Source organism: Streptomyces sp. NPDC059455, from assembly GCF_042750115.1.
Lineage (GTDB): Bacteria > Actinomycetota > Actinomycetes > Streptomycetales > Streptomycetaceae > Streptomyces > Streptomyces endocoffeicus.
Window position 1 is genome coordinate 1 of sequence record NZ_JBHYVB010000461.1, and the last position, 2,262, is coordinate 2,262.

The following is a 2,262-nucleotide window of genomic DNA, read 5'->3' on the forward strand; positions in this document are numbered from 1 at the left end:
TGGGCATCCACCGCTGCCTGGGCTCCCACCTGGCCCGCATGGAACTCCGCGTCGCACTGGAGGTCTGGCTCGAGCGCATCCCGGACTTCAGCCTCGAGGACGCGTCCGCGGTGGTCTGGGGCGGGCGCCTGGCGCGCGGACCGGTGTGCCTTCCGCTCCGCTTCGGTCGACGGTCCCAGCCGACGCCTGGCGGACCGCAGTAGGTCCTACGCCGTCGGCGTGCTCCAGGCGCGCACCTGGTCGACGACGGCGCTGATGTGCTCGATGGGCGTGGTCTTGACGATGCCGTGTCCCAGGTTGAACACGAACGGCCCCCCGCTCAGGCCGCGCAGGATGCGCTCCGTCCCGGCGTGGAGCGCGGGTCCGCCGGCGATCAGCAGCTGGGGATCGAGGTTGCCCTGCACGCAGCGGCCCAGCCCGCCCTGGAGGGTGCGCGCGGCCCAGTCGAGGGGAACCGTGGAGTCCAGGCCGATGCAGTCCGCGCCGGTCGCCTCGGCGAAGCCGTTGTAGGAGAGCCCGGCGCCCCGGGGGAACGCGATGACGGGAACGTCCGGGTACTGCGCCTTCAGCGCGCTGATGATGGCGGCGGCCGGCTTGACACACCAGCGGTCGAAGAGGACGTCCGGAAGTACCCCGGCCCAGGTGTCGAACAACTGGACCGCTTCCGCGCCCGCCTCGATCTGACGTCCGAGGAACTGGGTGACGGCGGTCGTCAGCAGGTCCATCAGGGGCTGGAATCCGTCGGGGTCGCCCAGCGCCCACTGCTTGACGACGGAGTGCTCCGACGCGGCGCCGCCGCGGCCTTCGACCATGTAGGTCGCAATGGTCCACGGTGCGCCGGCATAGCCGATCAGGGCCGTCTCGGCGGGCAGGGCGCGGGTGAGCTGACCGACCGTCTCGTAGATCGGGGCCAGTTCCTCGTGCAGGCGGGAGATGCTCAGGAACTCGGCGATGTCCTCCGTCGAGCGGACGGGCGGCGTCAACACCGGCCCCTCGCCGACCCGGTAGTCCAGGGTCTGGCCCAGTGCGGCGGCGACCTGCGGAAGGTCCGCGAACACGATGGCGGCGTCGAGCGGGAAGCGGCGCAGCGGCTGCAGGGTGACCTCGACGGCGTGCTCGGGCGTGGTGCAGAGCCCCACCATGCCCCCGGCCGCGTCCCGGACCTTGTGGTACTCGGGCAGGTAGCGCCCGGCCTGCCGCATCAGCCAGACCGGCGGCCGCTCGGTCCGCTCTCCCGCGAGTGCGCGCAGGAGCAGCTTCTTGGGCTGGGCGTTGCCGGACCCCGGCTTCGGACCGACTGCTTCCCGAGCGCCGATGTCCACGCTGTTCCATCCTGTTGAATCGCCCCGGGTGTTCACGGGGCCCAAGTAGAGAAATCGACCTCCTCGGAAGGGGGCCGGTGGCAGCGTAGCAGAGCTCAGTCGGCCGTCCCGGCAGGCGTTTGCCGGGAGGTCGAGTGGCCGGTCGAGGCCCCGGACGGGCCGTGTCCCGGAAAGGAAGTCCCAGTTACCCCGCAGTGGCGGATCGCAGGCGGAGCGCCATTTACGCTCCGCCCGGCGCACGCGAACATGAGCGCCGTCGAGACGGCGATCGGGAGGAAGAACCGGATGAGCCTGGCGGTACGCGCGGAGGCGCCGATCGGTCGGACGGGCCGCTTCTTCATCGGCGGGCAGTGGGTGGTGCCGTCGTCCGGCGCCGTGATCGACGTGATCGACTCCGCGACCGAGGAGCTCTACTTCAGGGTCGCGCAGGCGCAGGCCGCCGACATGTCCAGAGCCGTCGCGGCGGCGCGGGAGGCCTTCGACGAAGGACCCTGGCCGCGCCTGACACCGGCCGAGCGGGCCGGGTACCTGCGGGCGATCGGCGCGGAACTCAGGCTCCGCGGCGAGGACATCGCCGAGATCTGGCCGCGCGAGTCCGGTGTCCTGCACACCTTCGCCGCCAACGCCGGCACCGGCGCGGAGGCCGCCTTCAAGCGGTACGCCGCGCTGGCCCGCACCTTCCCGTTCGAGGAGCCGGTCAAGCCGACGGCCGGCGGACAGTTCGGCATGATCGTCCGTGAGCCGGCCGGCGTGGTCGGTGCGATCATCCCGTGGAACGCCCCGATGGGCATGATCAGCAACAAGGTCGGCCCCGCGCTGCTCGCCGGGTGCACCGTGATCCTGAAGTCGGCGCCCGGGGCGGCGGGGGGGGGGTAACTGCTCGGCCAGTGCGCGGCGGCGGGGGGGGGGGCGGCCCCGGCGGGGTGGGTGGGGGGCGCGC

General features: G+C 72.5%; 2 protein-coding genes and 1 pseudogene. 2 read left to right on the forward strand and 1 reads right to left on the reverse strand.

All coding sequences use genetic code 11. The annotated features are described in order from the left end of the window. Positions 1-203 (forward strand): annotated as a pseudogene (locus ACFXB5_RS53540) (cytochrome P450); the annotation flags it as partial. Positions 204-206: 3 nt separating this feature from the next. On the opposite strand, the gene hemE reads toward ACFXB5_RS53540, so the two are convergent. Then, positions 207-1,322 (reverse strand): uroporphyrinogen decarboxylase, encoded by a 1,116-nt coding sequence (gene hemE / locus ACFXB5_RS53545; RefSeq protein ID WP_385223321.1) that lies wholly within the window; start codon positions 1,320-1,322, stop codon positions 207-209. A 285-nt stretch (positions 1,323-1,607) separates the two neighbouring features. Between hemE and ACFXB5_RS53550 the strand changes: the two genes are divergently transcribed. Next, the gene (locus ACFXB5_RS53550; protein ID WP_385223323.1) at positions 1,608-2,198 is read left to right on the forward strand and encodes an aldehyde dehydrogenase family protein; all 591 of its coding nucleotides are present in this window, start codon (positions 1,608-1,610) and stop codon (positions 2,196-2,198) included. Positions 2,199-2,262 lie beyond the last annotated feature (64 nt).